General features: G+C 67.3%; 15 protein-coding genes. 12 read left to right on the top strand and 3 right to left on the bottom strand.

Annotated features, from left to right (window positions below):
- The first annotated feature begins 40 nt into the window (after positions 1 to 40).
- The 3 genes from FBZ83_RS09230 (at position 41) to FBZ83_RS09220 (ending at position 5,484) form a co-directional block, all read left to right on the top strand.
- The gene (locus FBZ83_RS09230) at positions 41 to 1,168 is read left to right on the top strand and encodes an efflux RND transporter periplasmic adaptor subunit (protein WP_145682194.1); all 1,128 of its coding nucleotides are present in this window, start codon (positions 41 to 43) and stop codon (positions 1,166 to 1,168) included.
- Complete coding sequence (locus tag FBZ83_RS09225; protein WP_145682193.1) at positions 1,165 to 4,290, top strand: efflux RND transporter permease subunit; 3,126 nt, start codon at positions 1,165 to 1,167, stop codon at positions 4,288 to 4,290. Before FBZ83_RS09230 ends, FBZ83_RS09225 begins: the two co-directional genes overlap by 4 nt.
- Before the next feature lie 69 nt (positions 4,291 to 4,359).
- A complete protein-coding gene (locus FBZ83_RS09220) occupies positions 4,360 to 5,484 on the top strand; it encodes an AI-2E family transporter (protein WP_145682192.1) in 1,125 nt (374 codons plus the stop codon).
- 5 nt (positions 5,485 to 5,489) lie between these two features.
- Here FBZ83_RS09220 and FBZ83_RS09215 read toward each other — a convergent pair whose 3' ends face one another.
- Complete coding sequence (locus FBZ83_RS09215) at positions 5,490 to 6,611, bottom strand: hypothetical protein (protein ID WP_145682191.1); 1,122 nt, start codon at positions 6,609 to 6,611, stop codon at positions 5,490 to 5,492.
- Between the two features lie 572 nt (positions 6,612 to 7,183).
- On the opposite strand from FBZ83_RS09215, the gene FBZ83_RS09210 reads away from it, so the two are divergent.
- Genes FBZ83_RS09210 through FBZ83_RS09200 form a run of 3 tightly spaced genes read left to right on the top strand, consistent with a single transcriptional unit; the run spans position 7,184 to position 12,968 of the window.
- Positions 7,184 to 8,794, top strand: a complete 1,611-nt coding sequence (locus tag FBZ83_RS09210; RefSeq protein WP_247888233.1) for an ABC transporter substrate-binding protein — start codon at positions 7,184 to 7,186, stop codon at positions 8,792 to 8,794.
- A gap of 28 nt (positions 8,795 to 8,822) precedes the next feature.
- Complete coding sequence (locus FBZ83_RS09205; protein WP_145682190.1) at positions 8,823 to 12,518, top strand: hybrid sensor histidine kinase/response regulator; 3,696 nt, start codon at positions 8,823 to 8,825, stop codon at positions 12,516 to 12,518.
- Between the two features lie 30 nt (positions 12,519 to 12,548).
- Complete coding sequence (locus tag FBZ83_RS09200; protein WP_145682189.1) at positions 12,549 to 12,968, top strand: response regulator; 420 nt, start codon at positions 12,549 to 12,551, stop codon at positions 12,966 to 12,968.
- 267 nt (positions 12,969 to 13,235) lie between these two features.
- Here the strand turns inward: FBZ83_RS09200 and FBZ83_RS09190 are convergent, their stop codons facing one another.
- The gene (locus FBZ83_RS09190; RefSeq protein WP_186466025.1) at positions 13,236 to 13,943 is read right to left on the bottom strand and encodes a FadR/GntR family transcriptional regulator; all 708 of its coding nucleotides are present in this window, start codon (positions 13,941 to 13,943) and stop codon (positions 13,236 to 13,238) included.
- A 243-nt stretch (positions 13,944 to 14,186) separates the two neighbouring features.
- On the opposite strand from FBZ83_RS09190, the gene FBZ83_RS09185 reads away from it, so the two are divergent.
- From FBZ83_RS09185 to FBZ83_RS09160, 6 genes are all read left to right on the top strand, one after another.
- Complete coding sequence (locus tag FBZ83_RS09185; RefSeq protein ID WP_145682187.1) at positions 14,187 to 15,068, top strand: fumarylacetoacetate hydrolase family protein; 882 nt, start codon at positions 14,187 to 14,189, stop codon at positions 15,066 to 15,068.
- A gap of 42 nt (positions 15,069 to 15,110) precedes the next feature.
- A complete protein-coding gene (locus FBZ83_RS09180) occupies positions 15,111 to 15,875 on the top strand; it encodes an alpha/beta fold hydrolase (protein ID WP_145682186.1) in 765 nt (254 codons plus the stop codon).
- Between the two features lie 174 nt (positions 15,876 to 16,049).
- Positions 16,050 to 17,321 carry a metal-dependent hydrolase family protein gene (locus FBZ83_RS09175; protein WP_145682185.1) on the top strand — a complete coding sequence of 424 codons (1,272 nt, stop codon included), beginning with the start codon at positions 16,050 to 16,052 and terminating at the stop codon, positions 17,319 to 17,321.
- A 42-nt stretch (positions 17,322 to 17,363) separates the two neighbouring features.
- A complete protein-coding gene (locus tag FBZ83_RS09170; protein WP_145682184.1) occupies positions 17,364 to 18,254 on the top strand; it encodes an HpcH/HpaI aldolase/citrate lyase family protein in 891 nt (296 codons plus the stop codon).
- 157 nt (positions 18,255 to 18,411) lie between these two features.
- Positions 18,412 to 20,082, top strand: coding sequence for an arylsulfatase (locus FBZ83_RS09165; protein WP_247888232.1), 1,671 nt, complete (start codon positions 18,412 to 18,414; stop codon positions 20,080 to 20,082).
- Positions 20,083 to 20,156: 74 nt separating this feature from the next.
- Positions 20,157 to 21,206 (top strand): formylglycine-generating enzyme family protein, encoded by a 1,050-nt coding sequence (locus FBZ83_RS09160; RefSeq protein WP_145682182.1) that lies wholly within the window; start codon positions 20,157 to 20,159, stop codon positions 21,204 to 21,206.
- 277 nt (positions 21,207 to 21,483) lie between these two features.
- On the opposite strand, the gene FBZ83_RS09155 is transcribed toward FBZ83_RS09160, so the two are convergent.
- Positions 21,484 to 22,437 (bottom strand): LysR family transcriptional regulator, encoded by a 954-nt coding sequence (locus FBZ83_RS09155; RefSeq protein WP_186466024.1) that lies wholly within the window; start codon positions 22,435 to 22,437, stop codon positions 21,484 to 21,486.
- Positions 22,438 to 22,506: the final 69 nt, after the last annotated feature.

Genomic DNA, 22,506 nt, shown 5'->3' with positions numbered 1-22,506 from the left:
GCGACCAACCACGCGGCCCCCATCCATGTGGCCCCCAACCATGTGGCGGCCGCCCGCGAAGCCGCTGCTCGCCGCGCTGCTGGCCCTGGCCCCCGTGCTGGCGGCCTGTCAGCCGCAGGGCGGCCACCACGCCGACGCGGCGCCGGTGATCCGCCCGGTTCGGACCCTCACCGTGGAGCCGGTGACCTTCCGGATGGCCGGCTCCGCCACCGGAACCATCGAGGCGCGGGCCGACGCCGACCTTGGCTTCCGCATCGCCGGCAAGCTGATCGAGCGCAAGGTCGACGTGGGCGCCCTGGTCAAGGCCGGCGACGTGCTGGCGCGGCTGGACGACCAGGACCAGCGCAACGCGCTGCGGACCGCCGAGGCGAACCTCGCCTCCGCCAAGGCCGATCAGGTGCAGGCGCGCAACGAGGAGGGCCGCAAGCGGGAACTGCTGGCCAACGGCAACGCCCCCCAGGCCCAGTACGACGCGGCGCTGCTGGCGATGCGCACCGCCGACGCCAAGGTCGTCGCCACGCAGGCGGCGCTGCAATCGGCCCGCGACCGGGTCGGCTACACGGAGCTGCGGGCGGACCGGAACGGCGTGGTCACCACCATCGGGGCCGAGCCCGGGCAGGTGGTCGAAGCCGGGCAGATGGTGGTGCGCGTCGCCCAGCCGGAGGAGCGCGAAGCCGTCTTCAACGTCGCCGAGACCGGCATCCGGGCGGCGCCGAAGGACCCGGTGATCGAGGTGTCGCTGGCCGGCGCTCCCGACATCGTGGCGGTGGGCCGCGTCCGCGAGGTCTCGCCCCAGGCCGATCCCGTCACCCGGACCCACACCGTCCGGATCGCGCTGGACAACCCGCCCGACGCCCTGCGCCTCGGCGCGACGGTCGTCGGTCGCCTGAAGCAGCCGCCCGCCCCGGTGGTCGAGCTGCCGGGAACGGCGCTGTTCGAGGAGGAGGGGCGGAGCTTCGTCTGGCTCGTCGACCCGAAGGCCCAGACCGTCCGGCGTCAGCCGGTCGCGATCCGGCCCAGGGATGGTGCCAGGGACACCGATGGCCCGGTCATCGTCACCGAGGGACTGACCCGCGGCGACGTCGTGGTCACCGCGGGCGTGCGCAGCCTGACCGAAGGCCAGCGGGTCCGGTTCAACCAGACAATCGAAACGGCGGCAGCGAAATGACCGGCTTCAATCTCTCCGAGTGGGCCCTGCGCCACCGCTCCTTCGTCTGGTACCTGATCCTGTCGCTGACGCTGGCGGGCGGCATGGCCTACATGCGCCTCGGCCGCGAGGAGGACCCGGCCTTCACGATCAAGACCATGGTGGTCCAGGCCAACTGGCCCGGCGCCACCATCGAGGACACCATGAAGCTGGTGACCGACCCGATCGAGAAGAAGCTGGAGGAGATTCCCTATCTCGACTACGTCAAGAGCTACACCAAGCCCGGCATCTCGGTCGTCTACGTCAACCTGAAGGACTACACGCCGGCCGAGGCGGTGCCCGACCTGTGGTATCAGGTCCGCAAGAAGATCGCCGACATGAAGGCCACCCTGCCGCAGGGCGTGCAGGGACCGGCCTTCAACGACGAGTTCGGCGACACCTTCGGGACGGTCTTCGCCTTCACCGCCGACGGCTTCAGCTACCGCGAGCTGAAGGACTACGCGGAGACCGCGCGGGCCGAGCTGATGCGCGTGCCGGACGTCGGCAAGATCCAGTTCGTCGGCGTCCAGAACGAGCGGATCTACCTCGACTTCTCAACGCGCAAGCTGGCCGCGATGGGAATCGACCGCGAGCAGGTCATCGCCGAGCTGCAGGCGCAGAACGCCGTGGCCCCGGCCGGCGTGGTGCAGGCCGGTGACGAGAAGATCTCGGTCCGGGTCAGCGGCGCCTTCACGTCGGAGGACAGCCTGCGCGCCATCAGCCTGCGCGCCAACGACAAGTTCTACCGGCTGGCCGATCTGGCGGACATCCGGCGCGGCTACGCCGACCCGCCGTCGCCGCTGTTCCGCTACAACGGGCAGCCGGCCATCGGGATGATCATCTCCATGGCGGCCGGTGGCAACGTGCTGACCTTCGGCGAGGGCATCCGCGAGCGGATGCGGCGGGTCGAGGCGAACCTGCCGGTGGGCATCGGCGTCCATCTCGTCGCCAACCAGTCGGTGGTGGTCGAGGAGTCGGTCGCCGGCTTCACCAAGGCGCTGAAGGAGGCGGTCGTCATCGTCCTGGTGGTCAGCTTCATCAGCCTGGGCCTGCGCGCCGGGCTGGTGGTGGCGACCTCCATCCCGCTGGTGCTGGGCATGACCTTCATCGGCATGGAGTTCTACGGCATCACGCTCCAGCGCATCTCGCTGGGCGCGCTGATCATCGCGCTCGGCCTGCTGGTGGACGACGCCATGATCACCGTGGAGATGATGATCACCAAGCTGGAGGAGGGCTTCAACCTCGATAAGGCGGCGACCTTCGCCTACACCTCCACGGCCTTTCCCATGCTGACCGGCACGCTGATCACCGTGGCCGGCTTCATCCCCATCGGCTTCGCCCAGGGCGGCGCGGCGGAATACTGCTTCACGCTGTTCGCCGTGGTGGCGATGGCGCTGCTGTTCTCCTGGATCGTGGCGGTCCTGTTCGCGCCCCTCATCGGGGTGAGCGTGCTGCCCAAGACCATGAAGGCGACGCATGGCGGCGAACCGGGGCGCCTGATGCGGACGTTCCGGGGCGGCCTGCGCCTCGCCATGCGGGCGCGCTATCTGGTGATCGTCGCGACGTTGCTGCTGTTCGGCCTGTCGGTCTTCGGCCTGCGCTTCGTCCAGCAGCAGTTCTTCCCCGCCTCCGACCGCCCGGAACTGCTGGTCAACCTGACCCTGCCGCAGACGGCCTCGATCCGGTCGACCGAGGAGGTGGTGGACCGCTTCGAGAAGGTGCTGGCGGCCGACCCGGACGTCGAGCGCTGGAGCTTCTACGTCGGTCAGGGCGCGGTGCGCTTCTACCTGCCGCTCGACGTGCAGCTGGCCAACGACTACTTCGCGCAGGCCGTGGTGGTGACCAAGGGCTACAAGGTCCGCGAGGCCGTGCGCGCCCGGCTGGAGAAGGTGCTGAACGAGGACTTCTCCGACCTGAACACGCGGGTCAGCCCGCTGGAGATGGGGCCGCCGGTCGGCTGGCCGATCCAGTACCGCGTTTCCGGACCCGACGTCGGCGAGGTGCGGGCCATCGCCGCCCGGATGGCCGACACCATCGGCACCAACCCCTACACGCTGCTGGTCAACTACGACTGGAACGAGCCGTCGAAGGTGGTGCGGGTCGATGTGGACCAGGACAAGGCCCGCCTGCTGGGGATCAGCTCCAAGTCGCTCAACCAGGCGCTGAACGCCACGGTGTCGGGTGCCGCCTTCACGCAGGTGCGCGACGACATCTACCTGATCGACGTGGTGGCCCAGGCGACCAACGCGGAGCGCAGCTCCATCGAGACGCTGCGCAACCTCCAGATCGCCATTCCGGACGGCCGCACCGTGCCGCTGGGCGAGGTCGCGACCATGCGCTACGACCTGGAGCAGCCGGTGGTCTGGCGGCGGACGCGCCTGCCGACCATCACCGTCCAGGCCGATCTGGTTCCCCCGCTGCAGGCCGCGACGGTGGTGCAGCAGCTGGCCCCGGCGGTGGACGAACTGCGGCGCAGCCTGCCGCCCGGCTACACCGTCGAGGCGGGCGGCACGGTGGAGAACAGCGCCAAGGGCATGGCCTCGATCACTGCCGTCTTCCCGATCATGATCTTCGTCATGCTGACCATCCTGATGATCCAGCTGCAGAGCTTCCAGAAACTGTTCCTGGTCATCAGCGTGGCGCCGCTCGGCCTGATCGGCGTCGTCGCGGCGCTGCTGCCGACCGGCACGCCGCTGGGCTTCGTCGCGATCCTGGGCGTGGTCGCCCTGATCGGTATGATCGTCCGCAACTCGGTCATCATGATCGCCCAGATCGACGAGCATCTGGAGGCCGGGGAGCATCCCTGGGACGCCGTCATCAACGCCACCATGCACCGCGTCCGGCCGATCCTGCTGACGGCGGCGGCGGCCAGCCTGGGCATGATTCCCATCGCGCCGGAGGTGTTCTGGGGTCCCATGGCCTACGCGATCATCGGCGGGCTGATCGTGGCGACCCTGCTGACGCTGTTCTTCCTGCCGGCGCTCTACGTCGCCTGGTTCCGGATCCGGGAACCGGCGGCGGAGGAGCGTGCCAAGTCCCGGTATGACGGGGCCATGCACCCGCCGGGTCCGGCGCCGACCAAGGGAGTGACGAGCGGTGTGTGACCGCCCGTCATTCCACCCGCCGGCGCGGGTGGACGACCCGAAGGCCGCGTCCTGAAGGAGGGCACCACCATGGCCGACTTCGTCCACGACCGGTTCATGCCGCACGCCGCCGCCCCGGACTCTCCGGAGCGGTACGAGATGGGCTATGTCCGCAAGGCGCTCGTCCTGTCCATGATGCTGATCCTGCTGATCGGCTGCTTCGTCGTGTTGCGACCCTTCATCGCGGCGATCCTCTGGGCCATCATCCTGTCCTTCAGCACCTGGCCGCTGCATCGGCGAATCGAGCGGTCGCTCGGCGGCCGTACGACGCTGGCGGCGGCGATCATGACGCTGATGATCATGGTGGTTCTCGTCGGGCCGCTCGTCGCGCTTGGAGCCACGCTGTCGGAGACGGTCGTCCGGGGCTTCGAGGCGGTTCACGCCGCCATGAACCGGGGACTTCCGCCCTTGCCGGGCTGGCTGGCCGGCGTCCCGATCCTCGGGGACCGGCTGCAGGAGGTCTGGGGTGTGCTGTCGAGCGGCGAGGCCGATCTGCGCACGACGCTCCAGCCCTATGTCGGCCAGATCCGCGCCTGGGTTCTGTCAAGCGGCGGGCATCTTCTCTCAGGGACGTCGCTGATCGCGCTGAGCGTCCTGATCGCCTTCTTCCTCTATCGGGACGGCCGCACCGCCGTGCGCCGGTTGCACAGCGTCATGGGGCGGATCGCCGGCGCCCGCGCGCGGCAATCCCTCGACGTCGCCGCCGAAACGATCAACGGGGTCGTCCATGGCGTGCTCGGCACCGCGCTGGTGCAAGCCATCGCCGCCACGCTTGGTTACTGGATCGCGGGGCTTCCCGGTGCCCTGCTCCTCGGCTTCATCACCTTCTTCCTGACGCTGGTGCCGATGGGGCCGGCGTTGATCTGGTTGCCCGCCACGATCTGGCTGGCCAGCCAGGGCCGCACCGCCATGGCGATCTTCCTGGTGGCCTGGGTCGGCGTGCTGGTCGGCAGCCTCGACAACATCCTGCGCCCGATCCTGATCGGCCGAAGCAGCGATCTGCCCTTCATCATCATCTTCCTGGGCATCATCGGAGGCCTCGTCGCGTTCGGCCTGATCGGCATCTTCCTCGGTCCGACGCTGCTCGCCGTGGCCTACGGCCTCATCCGGGAGTGGAGCGGGGGCAACGAGCCAGACGACACCGTGGTGGAATAGGCGGGTCAGGCCAGCTTCTGGACAACGTTTGCGATGTTGGAGCCAAGGTCGCCCAGGGCCTTGACCGTCGTGCCGTACTCATCCGCGTATTTCTTGAGGATCGTTTTCCAGTCGGCGTTCGGAATCGCTTCGTAGGTGGACGGGTCGAAGGCCCGCCGAGCCCCGTCGATCAGGGCGTCGAGACGCTTCAGGTCGCCACGGGCGGCGTTCAGCTGGGGGGTGAGGCGGTCGATCAGATCCTTGTAGCGCTTCACCTTGTTGGCCAGACTCAGGAGGGAGGAATCCTCGGTGAGGGTGATCCCGTCGATCTTCTTCTGGTTGAGGATTCGCTCCACGTCCGCGTATTTGGCCTCCGCGGCCAAGAGCTGCCGCTCCAGCTTGTTCACGGAGTCCGCCATGAGGTAGCGGCGGCTTTCGGCCCTCTCGACCGCCTTCATCGACTCCTGCGCGCTGGCCCGGTGTTTCTTCACCGCGCTTTGCAGAGCCACCACCTCGTCCGCGCCATCGTTGAAGCTGTCGTAGGCCGCCTTGCCCTCCTTGACCACGTCGAGCGTGATCTTGGCGCCCGCCACCACCAACGGCAGCGCCGCGCCGCCGGTCAGCACCGTGGCCGTGATCGCGAGGGCCGTCGCCGTCAGGGCGAGCGCGATCTTTCCCACCGTCTTGGCGTAGACTTTCCACTTCATGTCTTCGAGCATCTTGCGCACGGCCGCATCCAGGCCGGCGAAGGCTTTCTTCACGATCATCTTCATGACCGTCGCGATCCCGCCGACGATCCCCCCGAAGCGGTCCGCGGCCCGCTTCTCCATCGTGTCGTTGATCGTGTTTATGAACAAAAACAGGTTGCGGCCGTCGATCTCGTGCTTGGCAATCTTCTGGTCCCAGCTTTGGATCTGCTTCTTGATTTCGGCGACGGTTTTTTCTTCAGTCTTCATCAGCTCTTGAATGGCTTCGCGCACATTCTTGTTGAACAGATCGACGACCTTTTTCGGCATCGGCTTTCCAGACGGGTCGGTCTTCGGGGAGTCCCAGGAAAACTCGGTCTCCACCTTGTTCCCGCCCCCGGCGAACTCGAAATATTTGTAATTCCCGTACTCGTAGGAGAATTTGACCGACTGGTCCGCCATGCTGTTCATCCTTCCGATGCAAAGTGCCGCAAGGCCCAGGCTCAACGGGGCTGTTTCGGGCGAAACGATCCCCGTTGCGTGCAAGGCGTCCCCAGTCGGAAACCCGGCCGTTCCGGAATGGTGATGTCCCGCTGATAGGGGCGGAAGAGGAATTGCCTCCAGGCGGGATCAAACTTGTTCGCGATCCCACCATTTTTGCGACGGAAGATGTCCCGGGGCATCATCCATCCGCCGTTCGGCGAAAACGGCGCTGGAGGAGGACGGTGCCCCGAGCGTGGGCGATCGCGTCAATCCGTTCGACGCTGCGACCCATGCCCGAAGCGCGTCGGCCCGCTCCGCCGCCGGCGCGCTTGTCCCCCTCCCAATGGGTTCGGGCCGTTACAGAAAGTTTCGACGAAGAAGCATTGTTTCCCATGAGAAACTTAAAGATTGTCCTTTGAAAGATATCAACAATTGCAAGTATGCATTCTTTCGCTTTAATCTCCGCAAGCCAAGTGTGGGCTCGGGCAGGTGATCGGTTGAAGGAGTGCGGCGCGGTGAAAGCAGGTTTGTTGAAGAGCGGGGCGACCCGGTTGGCCAGGACATTCCTGATCGCGCCCCTGCTGGCGGTGACGGCCCTGATGGGCGCCGGAACGCTGCAAAAGGCCGAGGCGGCATCGACGCTGGTCTTCTGTTCGGAAGGCAACCCGGACAATCTGGCCCCGGCGCTGGCCCGCACCAACACCAGTTTCGACGCGATCCTGCACGCCTACGACACGCTGGTGCGCTTCGACGCGGAGTCGAAGAGCATCGTGCCTGCGCTGGCGGAGTCCTGGACCATCTCGCCCGACGGCACGGTCTACACGTTCAAGCTGCGGGCCGGTGTGCGCTTCCACGACAGGCCCGGCTACACGCCGACGCGCACGCTGACCTCCGCCGATGTGCTGTTCAGCTTCTTCCGGCAATGGCGCAAGGACCACCCGTACCATTCGGTCGGAACCGGGGCCTACAACTACTTCAACGACCTCTCCATGGGGGCGATCCTGACGTCGATCGAGGCGGTGGACGACCTGACGGTGCGCTTCACCCTGAACCGGCCGCAGGCGCCCTTCCTGGCCAACCTGTCGATGGTCTTCGCCGCCATCACCTCGGCGGAATACGCCGACACCATGGCCAAGCGCGGCACGCCGGAGCTGTTCGATTTGGAGCCGGTGGGGACCGGCGCTTTCCAGCTGCTCTCCTACCAGAAGGACAATCTGCTCCAGTACAAGGCGTTCGAGGGGCACTGGGCGGGGCGGCCGCCGCTGGACAATCTGGTCTTCGCCATCACCCCCAACGCCACGGTCCGGCTGAACCGGCTGCAGGCCGGCGAATGCCACGTCATGCCCTATCCCAACCTGACCGACCTGCCGAAGATCCGGAACAGCCCGTCGCTGACCCTGCTGCGGCAGGAGGGCTACAACGTCGCCTTCCTCACCTTCAACGTGGAGCGGAAGCCGCTGGACGACGTGCGGGTGCGCCGGGCGCTCAGCATGGCCATCGACAAGGAAACGCTGGTGGACGCGCTCTACGGCGACACCGGGCGCACGGCGAAGAATCCGTTGCCGCCGACGAGCTGGGGCTACAACGACGCCATCACAGACATTCCCTACGACCCCAAGGGGGCGAGCCAGCTTCTGGCCGAGGCCGGCTACGCCAACGGCTTCGAGATCGAGCTGTGGCACATGCCGGTGGCCCGGCCCTACATGCCCGCCGGCAAGCGGGCGGCGGAAATGATGGCCAACGATCTGGCCCAGGTCGGCGTCAAGGCCACCCTGGTGACCGACGACTGGTCGGTCTACATGAAGCGGCTGATGAACGGCGACCACCAGCTGGGCATGATCGGCTGGACCGGCGACAACAGCGACCCGGACAATTTCCTCTACACGCTGCTGAGCTGCGAGGGAGCCCGCAAGGGCGGCGGCAACATGGGCAAATGGTGCGACCGCTCCTTCGACGACGCCATCATCGAGGCCAAGCAGACCACCGACGTCGCCAAGCGCACCGCCCTCTACCATCGGGCGCAGGAGATCTTCAAGGATCAGGCGCCGTGGCTGCCGCTGGCCCACTCCATGGTGTTCATGGTGCTGCGCGAGGAGGTGACGGGCTACCGGATGAATCCCTTCGGCCTGCACCTGTTCCACCGCGTCGACCTCGCCCAGTGAGCGGCGGTATGAGCGGCGGCGCGCGGTGATGACCCGCACCAACATCGCCCAGCGGATCGCCGCGGTCGGCGGCATGCCGGTGCTGGTGGCGGCGGCCATCGCCATCGTCGCGTGGTTCCTGCTGCAGCAGTCCGACCGCGCCAATGGCTCGGTGGTCACCGCCGGCACGATCTACCGCGAATTGCTGGGGGCGGAGGCGGCGCGCTCCGACTATCTGAACACCGCGGCCAGCCGGCGGGCGGCGCAGGCCGTCCGATTCGACGCCCACACCGGCGCGGCGCGCCGCCATCTGGACGCCCTGGCCGACGCCACCGAGGACGAGGCGCTGGAAAGCGCCGTCAGCGAGACGCGGCGCGTTCTGGACCGCTACGCCACGCAGATGGAGGAGCTGAAGGCGGTCACCGAGCGGAACGACGCCCTGATCGGCGCCATGGCCCAGCAGGCGGCCCGGCTGATCGACATCACCGACGCCGCCCGCCAGCGCCAGAACCTCGCCAACCTCGGCTATGCCGAGACGGTGGCGGACTCCGACCGCCGCCTGACCCTGCACCGCGACGTGCTGGACAACGCCCGCAGCATCTACGCCGCGCTGGCCGGTCTGTGGCGGCACGAGGCGGCCCGGCTGTCCCGTGAGCACGGTCAGGCTCAAGGCGGCGGCGTACCCGGCACTTCCGGCGCGCACGACACCGGCGTGCTGATGCTGCGCCTGAGCAACAGCGCGGACGCTCTGGAGGAGGCGCTGGAGCGGGCCGCCGAGGCGGAGGGGCGCGGGGGCCGGGGGCAGAAGCGGATCGTCGCGGCGGTCTCGCAGGTGTCCAGCGCGTTGATGGACGGGGGCGACATCCGCGACAGCGCGCAGGAGCTGGAAAAGCGCATCGACCAGATCCTGAACGTCTACGGCACGGCCTACGCCGCCACGCTGAACGAGGTCACCGAACTCACCGCCCACGCCGTGTCGGCCAACGAGACCGAACAGCAGGCGCAGGGCGTGACCATCGCCGTGCTGAAGCTGGCGCACGCCACCGCCGACGCGGTGAGTCACCGGGACATCGGCGCGACCATCGCGCTGATCGCGGACGGCGCGGCGGTGGAGGAGCAGATCGAGCGGATCGCGCTGCCCCCGCTGGTGCGCGGCGGCATGATGTCCGCCGTGGCCGGCTGGCGGGACAGCCTGGACAAGGTGCGCGAAGGGCTGAGCGTCCAGGATCTGATGATCGCCCAGATGGACGCGGACGCGAGGGAGATGGCGTCGGGCGCCAGCGCGCTGAACGACACCTTCCGCAGCAACGCCGAAACCATCGGGGCCTTCCTGCGCTCCGCCCTGGTGCTCGGTGCCACCGCCGGCCTGCTGCTGGCCATCGCCGGGGCCTTCTACGCCGCCCGCTCGATCACCCGCCCGCTGGACCGCCTGCAAAGGCAGATGGTCCATCTGGCCGGGAACCCGCTGACCGGCGCCATCGTGGACACCGGACGCCGGGACGAGGTTGGGGCGATGGCCCGCTCGGTGCAGCATTTCGTCACCGAGATCGCCCAGCGGGAAACCGCCCTGCACGAGGCCAAGAACCAGGCGGAGGAGGCGACGCGGGCGAAGTCCTCCTTCCTGGCGGTGATGAGCCACGAGATCCGCACGCCGATGAACGGCGTGACGGCGATGGCCGAGATGCTGGATCAGACCGACCTGACCGAGGAACAGCACGGCATGCTGGGGGTCATCCGGTCGTCGGCCCAGGCGCTCCTCATCATCATCAACGACATTCTCGACTTCTCCAAGATCGAGGCGGGGAAGATGGAGATCGAATCCGTCCCCTTCTCCCCGCTGGAGGTGGTCGAGGAGTCGGCGGAGCTGGTGGCCGGGCGCATCGAGGAAAAGGGGCTTCAGCTGTCCGTCGACGTCGGGCCGGGCGTTCCCGACCGGCTGACCGGCGATCCGACGCGCGTGCGCCAGATCCTCATCAACCTGATGGGAAACGCCGTCAAGTTCACCGAGAGGGGCAGCGTCGCCGTGACGGTCAGCGCCGAGCCGCGGTCCGGCACGGATGGTGCCGCGGATGGCGGGGTGATGCTGCGCTTCGCCGTGACCGACAGCGGGATCGGCCTGACCGATGAGCAGCGGGCCAAGCTGTTCCAGCCCTTCCAGCAGGCCGACAGCTCGACCTCCCGCCGCTTCGGCGGCACCGGGCTCGGCCTGACGATCTGCCACAAGCTGTGCACCATGATGGGGGGCGGCATCGGGGTGGACTCGGTGTTCGGCGAGGGGTCCACCTTCTGGTTCGAATTGCCCTTCGCGGTGGCCGTCCCGACCGCCGACTGCCCGCAGCCCCGGACACCGGCGGCCCCGGCGGTCGCGGTGAACGACGCCCGCGTGGTGGCCATCGGCTTCGACGGCGCCGGGCGCCGGGCGCTGCAAGGCATCCTGGCCGCCGCCGGCATCGACCCGCTGGGCTGGTACGATCTGAACGGGGGCCTTGAAGCGGTGACCGGCACCCATTCCGGTCCGGCGGCGACTTCCAACCGAGGCGGCGACGCCGGGCGGCTGGTGGTGCTCGTCAACGGCGGGGTCCGGTCCGAAGCCGCCATCGCCTGCTGCCGCGCCATCGTGCAGTCCCCCGCCTTCGCCGCCGGTCCGGTCCCCGCGGTCATCCTGGCGGTGCCGCGGGCGCTGGCCTCCACCATGTCGGAAGCCGACCGCATCGGGCTGTTGTGCGCCGTCAATCTGCCTCTGCGGCGGCGAAGGGTCTGGCTGACCATCGCGGCGGCGCTCGGCCGGGCCAGCCTGGAACGGCGGTCGGAACCGCGGGAGCATGACGCCACCGGCTGGGAACCGCCACCCATCGAGACCGCCATCGCGGCCGGGGCGCTGATCCTGGTGGCGGAGGACAACCCGATCAACCAGACGGTGATCCGCCGCATGCTGAACAAGCGCGGCTACGCCATCGAAATGGCCGACAACGGCGCCCGCGCGCTGGAGATGCTGCGGCCGGGCCGCTATGGCCTGCTGCTGACCGACTTCCACATGCCGGAGATGGACGGCTTCGGCCTGACCCACGCCGTCCGCGCCCGCGAGCGGGAGCTGGCGGAGGCGTTGAGCGGGACGGGGGCGGGCGCCGGTGCGGTGGACCGGCTGCCCATCGTCGCGCTGACCGCCGATGCCCTGCCGGGCACGCAGCAGCGCTGCCTGGAGGCGGGGATGGACGGCTATCTGACGAAGCCCATCGAATCCCGGCTGCTGGCCGAAACGCTGGACCGCTTCCTGCCGCAGGCCCGCTCGCTGCGCCTGCCGGCCCGCCGGACGCCCGCCAAGCCGGAGCCGATGGCGGTGGCCGAAGCGCCGCCCGCGCCGAGCTGGGCGGACGCCGACATCGACCCGCAGATCTTCGACCTCGGCCAGTTGGGTCAGAATTTCGGCCGCGACGATCCCGATGCCATGGTCTTCCTCGGTGATTTCCTGGGCATGGCGCCGGGGCTGATCCAGGCCGCCGTGACGGCGCTGGAGGCCGGAGCCGCCGGCCCGGCCCGCGACGCGGTCCACACGCTGAAGGGGGCGGCCCTGTCGATCGGAGCGGCCCGGCTGGGGCGGCTGGCCGGCGACACCCAGGACCTGCTGGACGCCGGGGACGTGGAGACCGCCGCGCTTCTCGCCAGCATGCTGGACGCCACCCTGGACGAGCTGATCACCGCGACCGCCGCGATGCGGGCGTCGCACAGTCCCGCACCGACGTCTTGAAACCGACGTCTTGAACAAGGGCAGCCCATTATGGCGGTAGATTACTCGAAGCTGAGCATCCTCATCGTCGAGGACGACAACTTCACCCGTGGCCTGATCCGCAAGGTGCTGAAGGAGATCGGGGTGCGTTCGATCCTGGAATCCTCAAACGGCAAGGATGGGCTGATGGAGGTGGTGCGGACACGTCCGGACATCGTCTTCTGCGACATCCACATGGCGCCGATGAACGGGAAGCAGTTCCTGCAGGGCGTGCGGGGAATCAAGGTCAAGGACGTGGACAAAACCCCGGTGATCTTCCTGACCGGCGATGCCGACCTCAGCACCGTGCGCTTCGCCAAGGAGCACAACGTCAACGGCTATCTGGTGAAACCGATCAGCCTCGCCAAGCTGCGCGACAGCATCGACGCGGTGGTGTCCAGCAACGTCGGAATGGCGCAATGGCTGACCTGAAACCAGCCTGATCCCGGCCTGTCAAACGCGCCGAACCCGACATTACGCGCGATGGCATCGGGCGCCGGCCGCAGGGCATGGGGCAGCGCACGCCGTGCGGCGGACTGCGCCGGGGCCGGTCGTCGGTAAAGAACCTGTTGGACCGGGCCAGGGATCAGGGGCTGCTACGAGACGCGGGGGCCCCGTAGGCGGTGGCAGGTGGGGGAAAGCGTTGTCATGCCCGGTTTCAACCCTGACTGCCGCCGAGCTTCCCAATGCGGTTCGGCATCAGCTTCCCAGAAGATTCGTCCGGACTTGCAGCAGATGCTCCTGAAGGGCGGCACGGGCCTGATCCCCGTCACGATCCTTGAGCGCGCTGACGATGCGCCGGTGCTGCTCCTCATAAACGGCGCGCCGGGCCGGCGTGAGGCTGCGCACCTTCAGGCGCGCCCATTCCGGCTGGTTTCGGATGGCGTTGATTGCGTCGTAAACATCCGCCAGCAAGCCGTTCTTGGCCGCGCCGATGATCGCCACGTGCAGCATGCCGTCCCAATGTTCGAACTCCGGAATGTCCTGGGCGCGTTCGGCATGGGCTAGGCATTCCTCCATCCGGTGAAGATCCGCTGCGGTGGCCCGCCCGGCGGCCAGCTCTGCCGCTTGCGGCTCGACCATCAGGCGCAGTTCCATGACTTCCGCCGGGCTGGCGCCGATGATGCGGCTGGTCAGGCTCTGATCCCCGGCCGTGGCCTTCACCGTTGCCTCCGATGTGACGAACGAGCCGCGGCCCACATGGCGGACGATCTTGCCCTGCTCCTCAAGCACGCGAAGACTCTTGCGCAACGTGTTGCGGGAAACGTTGAAGCGCTTCTCCAACTCACGCTCGGTCGGCAGCTTGGTGCCCGGACCCCAGGTTCCGTCGGCGATGCCTTGTTCGATCAACGCAACAACCGCGCTCGCCCCGGAAGCAGCCCGATCCCTGAGATTCAACGCGTCCATACCCGTTCCACCAGCATACTTGCTCCATTCCTCACCCAATATGGTGCGTCGGCAGCCGCCGTGCAATCTCAAACTTAGGATTTCAACGGGCGCGTTGACGCTACCGATCCAGAAAAAAGGGGCGTGGCGCATTTTCCTCTTGACCAATCATGAGCCGTGATCGCCATATTGGATCACACATGGCGCCGGTAGCGCCGCATTGGGACCAATAATGGTTCATGATTGGATCAGCGGAGGCAGCGCATGAAATTTGTCACCTTCCAGCATGACGGGCGCCGCAAGGTCGGGGTGATCGATCCGGACACGCAGCGGGTTTCGCCGATCGAGTCCGTTCTCGGCGAGCCGGTCCGTGACATGCTCGACCTTATCCGCCGTTACGACGCGACCAAGGGCGAAATGACGCTTGGTTCCGTAGGAATTCCGCTGGCCGACGTCCGTGTCGACGCGCCGATCCCGCGCCCCGACCGCAATATTTTCTGCGTTGGCAAGAACTACCACGACCACGCCCACGAGTTTACCCGCAGCGGCTTCGATGCCGGGTCGAAGGCGGCGGCCGACGCAATCCCCGACGCGCCGATCTACTTCACGAAGCCGCCGGAGACGGTGATCGCCAATGGTGATCCAATCCGTTACCCGCACGGGGTCAGCGACAGCCTCGACTATGAGGCCGAACTGGGCGTGGTCATCGGCAAGGGCGGCCGCGGGATCACCAAGGCCGACGCCTACGACCATGTCTTCGGCTACGTCATCATCAACGACATGACGGCGCGTGACTGGCAGTCGCGCCACAAGCAGTGGTTCCTGGGCAAGAGTTTCGACACCTTCTGCCCGATGGGTCCCTGGCTGGCGACGGCCGACGAGGTCGACGCGGCCAATCTGGGGCTGCGCTGCTGGGTGAACGACGAGCTGCGCCAGAACGCCAACACGCGCGATCTGATCTTCGACATTCCGACCATGATCGAGACCCTGTCGGCCGGAATCACGCTGTACCCCGGCGACATCATTGCCACCGGCACGCCGGCCGGGGTCGGCATCGGCTTCAACCCGCCGAAGTTCCTGAAGCCGGGCGACCGCGTGACGATCGAGATCGACGGGCTCGGCCGGCTCAGCAACGTGCTCGACTGAGCACGGGCGACCATTCTGCAACGGCAACAAGGGAAACACCTTATGGCACAGCATCTGGCTGTCGAGGTCCACGGCGCGGGCGACCCCGTGATCCTGGTCCATGGCCTGGGCGGCACCTCCAACGTGTTCACCCCGCAGGTCGGCGCGTTGTCGCGGTTCTTCCAATGCGTGCGCTTCGACCTTCCCGGTTCCGGGCGAAGCGCCGTCACCGACGACGTCTCGATTTCCGGCTTCATCGATGCGGTCGTGGCGGTCCTCGACAGCCGCGGCATCGAGCGCGCCCATGTGGTCGGCCATTCGCTCGGCACCGTCGTGTGCCAGCATCTTGCCGTCCGCCAGCCGGAGCGGGTGCGCAGCCTGTCGTTGATCGGGCCGCTTCACGCGCCGCCCGAGGCCGCCCGTCCGGCTCTCCGCGACCGCGCCGCCAAGGCGCGCGCCGAAGGCATGGTCGGGATCGCCGATGCGGTCGTCCAGGGCGGCACCTCGGCCGACACCAAGGCCAACCGGCCGGAGGTGGCGGCGTTCGTCCGCGAGATCCTGATGCGCCAGGACCCGGAAGGCTATGCCCGCACCTGCGAGGCCTTGGCCGCCGCCGAGCCCGCCGAGGTGGCGCGGATCGCCTGCCCGACGCTGCTCATCACGGGCGACGAGGACGGCACGGCGCCACCCCCGGCCGTGCGGACCCTGGCGTCGAAGATCCCGGGATCGAAGCTGCGCATTCTCGATCGCTGCGGCCATTGGACGACGTTCGAGCGTCCGGCGGCGGTCAACGAAGCGCTGGTCAATTTCCTGTTCTCCGTCGCCTGAGCAGCTTGCGGAAAAAACGCACCGCCGTGACGCGTTCCCTTCGCGGACGCGGCCAATCGCAAAAGCGGCGGTGTCGGTCGGAGGGCTGAGCCACGGTCCCGGCAAAGCCCGTCCGAAGCACGAACGAGACAATAAGCCGGCAAACCGGCATTCCCGATCGATCAGGAGGAAACGATGCAAACGACTCTCTTCACCGACGTGCGCGTCCTCGACAGCACCGGCGAGCAGCCTTTCGCCGGCGAAGTGCTGGTCCAAGGCAACCGCATCGCCGAGATTTCCAGGCAGGAAGGGGCGATCTCCCGCGACGCGCACCGTCATGTGGACGGCGGCGGCGCCACGCTGATGCCGGGCCTCATCGACTCGCACCTGCACCTGTCGTGGAACAACCAGCCCACGCTCGCGGCCATTCAGCAGATGCCGCCGGAAGAGCATGTCCTCTTCGCCGCCGACATGGCCAAGCTGGTGCTGGACGCCGGCTTCACGGCGGGCTTCGGCGCCGCCGCCGCCAAGCCCCGCTTGGACGTGGTGATCCGCAACGCGATCAACGCGGGCCAGATTCCCGGGCCGCGGTACCGCGCGGCGGGCCAGGAGATCGCCACGCCCGGCGGGCTTGGCGACACGTCGCCGCCGCACATCGAGCATGAGGGCCTGAATTTCGGCATGATCGTGTCCGGGCCGGAGGAGGTCCGCCGCGCCGTCCGCAAGTTCATCAAATACGGCGTCGACAACATCAAGCTGAACCTGTCGGGCGAGGAGATCACCGGGGTCGGGGCCGAGGTGACGCCGATGGCGCGCGAAGAGATCGCCGTGGCGGTGAGCGAAGCCAAGATGCATGGGAAGACCCTGTGCGCGCACGCGCGCTCCTCCAAATCGGTCAAGCTGTGCGTCGAGTTCGGCATCGAAGGCATCTTCCACGCCTCCTACGCGGACGAGGAAGCCCTCGACATGCTGGAAGCGGTGAAGGAGCGGCACTTCGTGGCGCCCGGTCTGGCGTGGCTGCTCACCACCGCCCGGGAAGCGGGCGCGTACGGCATCGCCCCCGGGTCGCCGCTGTCGCAGCAGTACGAACGCGAGCTGGAGATCGCCGTCGACAGCATGAGGAAGATGCACAAGCGCGGCATCCGGGTTCTCCCCGGCGGCGACTACGGGTTCGCCTGGCAACCGCACGGCACGAACGCCCGCGATCTCGAGATCTTCGTGAACCTGCTCGGCTTCACGCCGATGGAGGCCCTGATGTCCGCGACCCGGTCCGCCGGGCAGATCATGGGCATGGGCGACGAGCTGGGGATGATCCGGGAAGGCTGTCTGGCCGACCTCCTGCTGGTCGACGGCGATCCTCTCGCGGACGTCACCATCCTGCAGGACCGCAAGCGCCTCCTGGCGATCATGAAGGATGGCGTCTTCCACAAGGCGCCGGAAGCCCTCGCCCCGTGCGAACGCGCCTGAAACCAATCCCGACCCGGCCAAGAAAAGGAGGGGGAACGCGCGATGGACGATCTCGGCTGGCGCAGCGTGCTGTTTGTCCCGGCATCGCGGCCCGACCGCTTCGACAAGGCGCTCGCCGCCGGCGCCGATGCGGTCTGCGTGGATCTGGAGGACGCCGTGGCGCCGGCTCACAAGCAGGATGCCCGTGCCGCGGCCATGCGCTTCCTGGCGGAGGGCGCCAAAGGTGACGGCGGTGGCGGTCCCGACCGCGTGATACGCATCAACACGCCGCGCAGCGTGGCGGGGATGCGCGATGCGCTCGCCCTCATCGAGGCGCGCCCCATGGGTGGCACCGTGGTTGTCCCCAAGATCGACTCGCCCGAGGAGGTCTGCTGGCTTGACCAGTTGCTGACCGAGGCGGGGCTCGATCTTCGCCTGGTGGCTCAGATCGAGACGCTGCGTGGGATCGATCAGGCCGCCGCCATCACGGCCGCGTCCCGCCGGGTGAGCGCCGTGATGTTCGGAGGCTTGGATCTGGCGGCGGAACTCGGCGTCCCGGCGTCCTGGGATGGGCTTCTGTACGGTCGATCGCGGGTCGTCTACGCCGCCGCGCGGGCCGGCATTCCGGCCATCGACATGCCCTTCGTCGCGGTGCGCGACGCCGACGGGTGCCGCGCCGAGGCGCAGCGCGCCCTGACACTGGGCTTCACGGCGAAGATGGCCATCCATCCGGGCCAGGTTCCCACCATCAACGGCGCCTACACACCGACACCGGACGAGGTCGCCGACGCCGAACGGATCGTCACGGCCTGGAAGGACGCCCCGGACGGCGTCATCCAAGTCGACGGGAAAATGGTCGAGCGCCCCATCGTGCTCGCCATGCGACGCACACTGGCCCGCGCGCAGGCTGCCGAACGCGCCTCCACATCGAGGCGGCAGGGTGATGCCGCCTGACGGCCTTGCGTTTGGCTGGAGCCGGCCTGCAAAGGCGGACTTTTAAAAACAGAAAGAGGGGGGAAAGGCAATGCGCAGACACGCATCATTCCGGACGAGGCTGGCGCTGGGAGCCATCGTGGCGGCGACCGCCGGCGCCGTTTTGGCGGGCCCATCCATGGCGGCGGACGTCCGGACGGGTGCCGGCCCGTCGGGGAGCGGCAACCGTCCCAACATCCTGCTGATCCTTGCCGACGATTTGGGCTATTCGGACATTGGTGCGTTCGGCGGCGAGATCCAGACGCCCAATCTCGACGCCTTGGCGCGCTCCGGTCTCCAACTGACCAACTTCCATGTGTCACCGGCCTGTTCGCCGACGCGGGCCATGCTGATGGCCGGCACCGACAACCATGTGGCCGGGCTGGGGACGATGGCGGAACTGCCGACGCCCGAGCAGAAAGGAAAGGCGGGGTACGAGGGCACCCTCGGCACCAACGTCGTCCCGTTCCCGGAACTGCTGCGCGATGCGGGCTATCACACCTACATGGCCGGCAAGTGGCATCTGGGCATGACGGAGGAACTCAGCCCTCCGGCGCGCGGCTTCGATCGGTCCTACGCCATGCTCCAGGGCGGGGCGGGCTTCTTCGACCAGACCGGCAACGCGCCGCCGCCTGACGGCAAGGGAACGACCAAGGCACGCTACCGCGAGAACGGCAAGCCGGTCGACCTGCCGAAGATCGACTACACGACGAATTTCTACACGGACAAGGTCATCGAATACATCGGCAGCAACAAGGCCGATGGAAAGCCCTTCTTTGCCTATGCGGCCTACACGGCGCCGCACTTCCCATTGCAGGCGCCCGACCACCTCATCGAGAAGTACAAGGACACGTACAAGGCGGGATACGAGGCCATTCGGAACGAACGCTTCAAGCGCATGCAGGCGGCGGGGCTGATCCCGGCAAGCATGACGCCGTCCGAGCCGCCCGCGTTCTGGCCGAAATGGGAGCAGCTTTCCCCGCAGCAGAAGGATGTCGAAGCGCGCCGGATGGCGGTTTACGCGGCCATGGTCGATTCCCTGGACCAGAACATCGGCCGGCTGGTGTCCTACCTGAAGGAGATCGGCGCGTACGACAACACCATCATCGTCTTCCTGTCCGACAACGGCGCCGAGGGGAACGACATTCTGGACTTGGTCCCCGCAGCGTGGGTCGAGGAAACCTTCGACAACAGCCTGGACAACATCGGGCGTCCGGGCTCCTACGTCGGCTATGGGCCGGGGTGGGGCCATGTGAGCGCCGCCCCCTTCCGCCTTTTCAAGGCGTTCCCGACCGAGGGCGGCGTGCGTTCGCCGACCATCATTTCGTACCCCAAGCTGGCGCATCGCGGAAAGATCGACGGCCAGATCGCCTCGGTGATGGATCTGGCGCCGACCTTTCTTGAGGCCGCCGGGGTCAAGCACCCTGGAAACAGCCACAAGGGGCGCGCCGTCCATCCCATGCAGGGAACCTCCCTCTGGCCCTATCTGAACGGCCGGTCCGATCGCGCCCACCCGAAGGATCACGCGTTGGGAATGGAGCTGTTCGGGCGTGCCTCCGTCAAGAAGGGTGACTGGAAGCTGGTCTGGGTGAACCAGCCCTGGGGAACCGGCGGGTGGGAGCTTTTCAATCTTGCCGATGATCCCGGCGAGACCCGCAACCTCGTCGATGCCCAACCGGAAAAGGCCAAGGAAATGATGGCCTCCTGGGATGAGTATCGGGAGAAGAACGGTGTGATCTTCGATGAGAAGATCGCCGGCCAGCTTCAGTACAGCAATGGCACGCGCTACTACCAGGAGCTTGAGTGGTAAGCGATGCGACAGCGGCGGCCGGGCATGACCGGGACGCGGCTGGAATGCGGCCGATCGCAAGGAAAGACGAACCCATGGCCAGTAAAAGCACGGTCTTCATCACGGCGCTTGTGACGGCCGGGGTTGGTGCCGCCGCCGGACTGGCGATGTTCGCCTGGCCCGCCCAGGCCCCAGCCATGCCGAACGTCGCGCAGGACACGCTGTGCGACGGTTCCGCCGCTCCCCCCGGCACGAAGGAGGCGCCTCCCGGCATGGTGTGGATTCCGGGGGGCGATACCTGGATTGGCTCCGACCAGCATTACCGCGAGGAAGGGCCGGTGACGCGGGTGAGCGTCGATGGCTTCTGGATGGACCGGACCGAAGTCACGAACGCCCAGTTTCGCCGGTTCGTCGAAGCGACGGGGTATGTCACCGAGGCGGAACGCGTCGTCGACGGAACCGGCGCCGGTGCGGGCCGGTCCTCCGGTTCCGTGGTCTTCGTCGATCCGACCTCCCAGGCCGGGAGGAGCGACACATGGTGGCACTTGGTTCCCGAAGCGAACTGGCGCCATCCGGAGGGCCCCGGCAGCGACATCGGGGGCCGCGAGAACCATCCCGTGGTGCATGTCACGCACAACGATGCCGTCGCGTATGCGCGATGGCTCGGCCGGGAACTTCCCACCGAGGCGCAATGGGAACACGCGGCCCGGGGCGGGCTGGAAGGCGCGCCCTACGCCTGGGGCGGCGAGTTCACACCGCAGGGCGTGGCGATGGCCAACACATGGCAGGGGGTTTTCCCGATCCAGAACACGCGGGGTGACGGCTATCTGGCGACCGCCCCCGTGGGCTGCTTCACGGCGAACGGTTACGGGCTGCGGGATATGATCGGCAATGTCTGGGAATGGACGTCGGATTGGTATCGGCCGCGGCATGACGGTCTGGGCGACGTCAACCCGACCGGTCCCCGGCAGGAGGACAGTTACGACCCCCGACAGCCGGGGGTTCCCAGCCGGGTGATCAAAGGGGGCTCCTTCCTCTGCGCGCAGAACTTCTGCCAGCGCTACCGGCCGGCGTCACGCCATCCGCAGGAGGTCGGCCTCGGAGCAAGCCATCTGGGGTTCCGGACGGTGCTGAACATGAGGTAGTGGCGGCCCACGGACGTGAGCCGCCATACGGCTGGCGCGGGCCGAGCCCGACACACGCTTGATGGCATCGCGCGGCGGTCTGCGCTGGAGCCGGTCATCGGTGAAGAGCTTGCCGGACCGGGCCCAGGGCAGGGGTTGCCACGAGAGCGGGGGCTGCGTAGCGGTTGGTCCGCCGCCAACGCTGTGGGCTGGTGGAGACACGTTTGTTTGGTCTGTCTCGGCCCTCATGGCGTCCAAAAAAACCCGGCGCGGTTCAAACTCCCGCATGGATCTCCCGTCAGGAAACCAGAACATGGCACTCGAAGGAGTGCAGCCGTCCCCCTTTACCGATCTTCGCCACGTCCTTCCCAACCTCTGCGCACAACCACTCACGCACCTCTCCCACAACACCACCCACCGGCGTTTGATCGCCCAGTATGAAGTTGAATGTCGCGCGGGTGTTGAACCCCCTGTCCGACGCCGCCAGAAGCGAGCGGTAGCGAAGCAACCGGGACGTCACCGACAGCCATCCCAGGACGATCCCTTGCCCGTTCAAGGCCGACTGAAGCGCCACCGAATAATCGGAGAAAACCATCGTCTTGTGGTTCGGAGGCAATTCCAAGCCAGCAAGGCGGGCGAACGTATCCCAGTCGCACCAGTGATCGCTGAGGGTGATCAAGGTGTGCGTCCGGTTGCGCCGCGGCTGATCGAGCGTTCCCATGCGCTTTATGTAGTCCAACGCGGCCACTGGCTGGATGATCTCATCCAGGAAGTGGCTCTCCGGAGGAGCCTTGGACGTTTCTGGAAAGCGGCGCAAGCCCAGATCAGCCCGAACCGGACTCTGCCCGACACCTCCGGCGATCAGCTCGAAGCGCAGGTCCACGTCGGGGAACGCCAGCCGGAAGTCAAACAGCCGCGGAATCAGCCAATGTGCCGCCATCGATGAAGAGATGGACAAGAGCACCGGCTTCCGCCCGCTCTCCTTGTCCTTCCACGACGCAATCAGTTTTTCGATGGCGTCGAAGCTGTTGGACATCAACCCGCTCAGCTCGGCGCCGCGCGTGGTCAGACGCACGCTGGGGCCTGACCGCAGGAACAGCTTCACACCGATGGCCTCCTCCAGGGACGCCACCGCCCGGCTGACCGCAGGCTGGCTAATTCCCAGTTCTTCCGCGGCGCGCGAAAAATTCCGGTGCCGCGCAGCCGCCTCAAAAGCCAGGAAGAGGTTCGTCGGCGGCAAAACCCGCTTCATATCATGCGTCCTGGTTATGATTACCCCCATGCCGCCGGTATACCGCACCCCGCAAAAGCAAACAAACCA

The organism is Azospirillum brasilense, from assembly GCF_007827815.1.
Lineage (GTDB): Bacteria > Pseudomonadota > Alphaproteobacteria > Azospirillales > Azospirillaceae > Azospirillum > Azospirillum brasilense_C.
The sequence above is the reverse complement of the archived record's forward strand: the minus strand, read 5'-3'. Positions and strand labels throughout refer to the sequence as shown.